Consider the following 4,605-nt stretch of genomic DNA (forward strand, 5'->3'; position numbering starts at 1 on the left):
CTCCTACATTCTGCGCACTGAGACCGATCAGACCAGCGCCACCGTCACCGATCTGAAGTACCGGATCAACGTCAACGACTTTGCCCATGAAGCGGCCAAGTCGCTCGAAATGAACGAAGTCGGTATCTGCAACATCTCGACGCGGACGCCGATCGCCTTCGATCCCTTCGCCGAAAACCGCATCACCGGCGCCTTCATCCTGATCGACCGCATTTCCAACGCCACGGTCGGCGCCGGCATGATCCTGCACTCGCTGCGCCGCGCCGAAAACATCCATTGGCAGTCGCTCGATGTCGGCAAGCACGTGCGCGCAGACATGAAGAACCAGCGGCCCGCCGTGTTCTGGTTCACCGGGCTGTCGGGCTCCGGCAAGTCGACCATCGCCAACCTGTTCGAAAAGAAGCTGTTCGCCACCGGCCGCCATACCTATATCCTGGACGGCGACAATGTCCGTCACGGTCTCAACCGCGATCTTGGTTTCACCGACGCCGATCGCGTCGAGAACATCCGCCGCGTCGCCGAAGTGGCGCGTTTGATGGCCGATGCCGGGTTGATCGTCATTGTTTCGTTCATTTCGCCGTTCAGCGCCGAGCGGCGCATGGCGCGCGAATTGATGGCGGACGGAGAGTTCATCGAGGTGTTCGTCGATACGCCCTTCGAGGAATGCGCCAGGCGCGATCCGAAGGGCCTCTATGCGCGCGCACTGAATGGCGAGATCAAGAATTTCACTGGCGTCGATTCTCCTTATGAAGCGCCGGAAAACCCCGAAATCCATCTAAAGACACTCGGCAAATCGGCCGAAGAGATGGTAGATGCCCTGGAACACTGGCTGAACGAGCGCGACATTGCCGAAGACCAATACGACAGCGGCGGCGGCATCTGACGACAGGCTGATGCTCGAAATCTTCGAGCGGCTGGCCTTGGCGGCCGGGCGCGAGGTGATGCGCGTGTTCCACGCCGGCTGCGCGGTCGACCGCAAGTCCGATTCGTCGCCAGTGACCGAGGCGGACCGTGAGAGCGAGAAGATCATTCTCACCGGACTGCGCGCCGCATTTCCCGACATTCCCTGCGTGGCCGAGGAGGAAGCATCCGCCGGCATCGTGCCGCCCGACCTGGACGGGGCTTTCTTCCTTATCGATCCGCTCGACGGCACCAAGGAATTCGTCAACCGCCGCACCGATTTTACCGTCAACATAGCGCTGGTTCGCGATGGCGTGCCGGAAGTCGGCGTCGTCTTTGCGCCCTGCACCGGCCGCTTCTTTTCCGGTCTGCCGGGCAGGGCGGAATCTCTCGAAATCGATGGCGACTACCAGATCGTCGGCCGCCGGCCGATTTCGGTGAGAACAGCCGTGGCGCCGCTGGCCGTCGTTGCCAGCCGTTCCCACAACACGCCGGAGACCGAGGCCTATATTCGCGACTTGGGTGCCGCCGAAATCGTCTCGGTCGGTTCGTCCTTGAAATTCTGTCTTCTCGCCAGTGCCGAGGCGGATGTCTATCCGCGCTTCGGCCGCACCATGGAATGGGATACGGCGGCGGGCGACGCCGTGCTTCGCGCGGCCGGCGGCATGACGCGCACGCTCGATGGCCAGCCTCTGGTTTATGGCAAGCGCAGGCAAAGCGACGACGAGGACTTCGCCAATCCGCATTTCATTGCCAGCGGCAGGGCAGGGGTCAGCCCCGCCTGAGAAGGCCCCGCAGCCTACTCGGCTGCGGCCTGCGCTGAATTCGAGCCGATATAGTTACGGATCGTTTCGATGATGCGGTCCTGGTCGTCTTCGCTGAGATAGGGGTGCATCGGCAGACAGAGAATCCGCTTCGGCAGGTCTTCCGACACGGCAAGGCCGGTCGGCGTGCGCGGGTAGTCGCGATAAGCGACCTGGGCATGCAGCGGCTTCACATAATAGATGACCGACGGAATGCCCTTTTCGCCGAGATGCGCCTTCAGCCCGTCGCGCTTCGGCGTCTCGATGGCGTACTGCGCCCATGCCGAACGGCTGCCGTCCAGATTGCGGGCGGCGGTGACGACGTCGCCAAGCCCGTCGGCATAGCGCTTTGCCACCACTTGGCGGGCAACCATCTCGTCTTCGAGGATGGCCAGTTTCTCGATCAGGATCGCCGCCTGCAGCGTGTCGAGCCGCGAATTGATGCCAACGCGGACATTGTCGTATTGCGTTTCGCCCTTGCCGTGGAAAGCGAAGGATCTGAGCTGCTCGGCCAGCGCATCGTCATTGGTGAACATCGCGCCACCGTCGCCATAGCAGCCAAGCGGCTTTGCCGGGTAGAAGCTGGTCGAGCCGACCGCGCCGAACGAGCCGCACATCTTGCCGTCGAGCGAACCACCCATCGACTGGGCGGCATCCTCGATCACCATCAGCCCTTCGCGGTTGGCGATCGCCATGATCGCCTCGTAGTCGGCGGCAAGGCCAAACAGATCGACGGGAATGATTGCCTTGGGCTTCAGCCGGCCTTCCTTCTTGATCATGGCGATGGCCGCTTCGAGGCTGGCAACGTCGATGTTGTACGTATGCGGGTCGACATCGACGAACACCGGCTCGGCCTTGGCCAACGCCACCACTTCAGCGGTGGCGGCGAAAGTGAAGCTCGGCACGAACACCGCGTCACCCGGGCCGACGCCGGCCGCAAACAGCGGCAATAGCAGTGCATCTGTGCCGTTGGCGCAGGCCACGACATGCTTGGTGCCGATATAGGCAGCGAGCTTGTTCTCGAATTCAGTGACTTGCGGGCCGAGAATATAGCGGCCCTCGTCGACGACACGGTCGATCGCGGCCTTCAGCCGGTCGCGGATTCGTTCGCGCTGCGCGCCAAGATCGATGAACTGCATGTCGGCCTCAAAACGGGTTAGCCAGATAACCGGCCGCTGGTACCAGAGTTGCGCCTGCCGAGAAAGCCGGGCAGGCAGAGCAGCGAATTGCCTAGGTGTCGCAGTCTGTTACCTGTATCTTCCGGCGTGTCTTCGCGAGATGCCGGAAATCCGGGCTTCGTCAGGCACAATCCTACCTCAATAATCCCTGGGATCGACCCTGCGAAACATAAAGTGATCGACCAGCTCAACCAATCCTCGGCAGGTTGCGGTCCGTTCAGACGATCTCATGCCGCCAGGGTGGGTTGGCGCCGGCCCGCGACACGGTCACCGCCGCCGCCTTGGCGCCAAGTGCCAGTGCCGTTTGAATGGCATCTTTCGACAGATCCGCGATTGCCGCCTTCGTCAGCAGGCCCTGCTCGTGCAGCGAGGCGAGGATGCCGGCGTTGAACGTGTCGCCGGCGCCGACCGTGTCGACCACCTCGACCTTTTCCGGCATCACCGTGACGGTGTGCTCCTTGCTGTAGCCGACGGCGCCTTCGCTGCCATGGGTGACGACGATCAGCTTGGGGCCGCGGTCCAGCCAGTTGCGGATGACATCCTCGTGCGAGCCGGCTTCGCCGAACCAGTTCAGGTCCTCGTCCGACAGTTTCACGATGTCGGCCATCGCCATCATGGCGCGGATGCGCCTGAGGTGCTTGGCCTTGTCCGGGATGAAGTTCGGCCGGATGTTGGGATCGAGCATCATGACGCGGCTTGCCTGCTCGCGCCGCATGAACTCTTCATAGGCGCCGCCGGCGGGCTCCGAGATCAGGCTGATGGCGCCAAACAGCATGGCCTCGATCTCGCTGCCGAGCTGCGGCAGGTCGTCGATGGTCAGCATGCGGCCGGCGGTGTTCTCGTCATAGAAGGTGTAGGTCGCCTGGCCGTTGGTGAGCTTGACGAAGGCCAGCGTCGTTGGCCGAGGCGAAGTGTGTGCGTAGGTGGAACTGACCTTGCTCGCCCCAAGCGCATCCCGGAATTGGCCGCCGAACAGATCCGACGACAGGCCGGAAAAGAAGCCGGCCGGCGCGCCGAGCCGGCCAAGTGCGATTGCCGTGTTGAACACGGCGCCGCCGACATAAGGCGCAAAGGCCGGCTCGCCCGCTGTCGTCGTGCGCGGCAGCATGTCGATCAGGGCTTCGCCGCAGCAGAGGATCATGGCTTCCTGGTCTCCGGCGGATAGATCACGCCCTTGCGGATGATGATGTTGGCGTAGAGCCGCGGCTCGCTTGTCGCGACGATGGCATGCGCCGATTTGACCCGTGCATAGAAGTCGGCGCCGGCCAGCGCAACCACCTTGCGGCCCGGCGCGCGTTTGGCGCAGATCGCCTCGATTTCATGATGGACGGGATCGGCAAGCGAGGGGTCGCCCTTGACCGAGGCGCGAAACAGCGCCTCCGGCACGGCGTCATCCACCGGCAGCACGCTCAGGATTGCGTCGAGCACCGGGATGAGGTGGTGACCATCGGCTCGTACCAGCCGGGTTGCCTGTTGCTCGGCCGGATAGTTTCCGTCGACAAGGGCGATTTCGTCGCCATGGCCCATGCCGCGCAGGATCGCCAGAAGCTCTGGACCGAGCAGCGCCGGGATTCCGATCAGCATCAGGCGCTCCTGGAAATCGTCGTCGATCCGATCAGGAAGCGTTCGGATAGTGGCAGGCTGGCGCCGCCGAGCGCCCGGGCGTGAATGCCGACGGTTCCCTCGCGGACGCCGGGCAGCTTCAGGCCGTCGCCGTCGATCGT

5 protein-coding genes and 1 pseudogene are annotated in these 4,605 nt (G+C 63.4%); 2 read left to right on the forward strand and 4 right to left on the reverse strand.

What is annotated here, in order from left to right; all coding sequences use genetic code 11:
- Window positions 1–883: adenylyl-sulfate kinase (cysC, locus tag EN935_RS23225; protein ID WP_127373644.1), on the forward strand; the 883-nt coding region annotated here is incomplete at its 5' end.
- Window positions 884–893: 10 nt separating this feature from the next.
- Window positions 894–1,685 (forward strand): 3'(2'),5'-bisphosphate nucleotidase CysQ, encoded by a 792-nt coding sequence (gene cysQ / locus EN935_RS23230; protein WP_164771280.1) that lies wholly within the window; start codon window positions 894–896, stop codon window positions 1,683–1,685.
- Window positions 1,686–1,699: 14 nt separating this feature from the next.
- On the opposite strand, the gene EN935_RS23235 is transcribed toward cysQ, so the two are convergent.
- The 4 genes and pseudogenes from EN935_RS23235 to EN935_RS42225 form a co-directional block, all read right to left on the reverse strand.
- A complete protein-coding gene (locus tag EN935_RS23235) occupies window positions 1,700–2,842 on the reverse strand; it encodes a DegT/DnrJ/EryC1/StrS aminotransferase family protein (protein ID WP_109662407.1) in 1,143 nt (380 codons plus the stop codon).
- Window positions 2,843–3,098: 256 nt separating this feature from the next.
- Window positions 3,099–4,022 (reverse strand): carbohydrate kinase, encoded by a 924-nt coding sequence (locus EN935_RS23240; protein ID WP_109662410.1) that lies wholly within the window; start codon window positions 4,020–4,022, stop codon window positions 3,099–3,101.
- Window positions 4,019–4,465 carry an RbsD/FucU domain-containing protein gene (locus tag EN935_RS23245; RefSeq protein ID WP_109662412.1) on the reverse strand — a complete coding sequence of 149 codons (447 nt, stop codon included), beginning with the start codon at window positions 4,463–4,465 and terminating at the stop codon, window positions 4,019–4,021. Before EN935_RS23245 ends, EN935_RS23240 begins: the two co-directional genes overlap by 4 nt.
- Window positions 4,465–4,605 (reverse strand): annotated as a pseudogene (locus EN935_RS42225) (sugar kinase); the annotation flags it as partial. The gene EN935_RS23245 and the pseudogene EN935_RS42225, both read right to left, overlap by 1 nt.

Origin of the sequence: Mesorhizobium sp. M7D.F.Ca.US.004.03.1.1, from assembly GCF_003998635.1 — a bacterium.
In the GTDB taxonomy this organism is placed as follows: Bacteria; Pseudomonadota; Alphaproteobacteria; order Rhizobiales; family Rhizobiaceae; genus Mesorhizobium; species Mesorhizobium loti.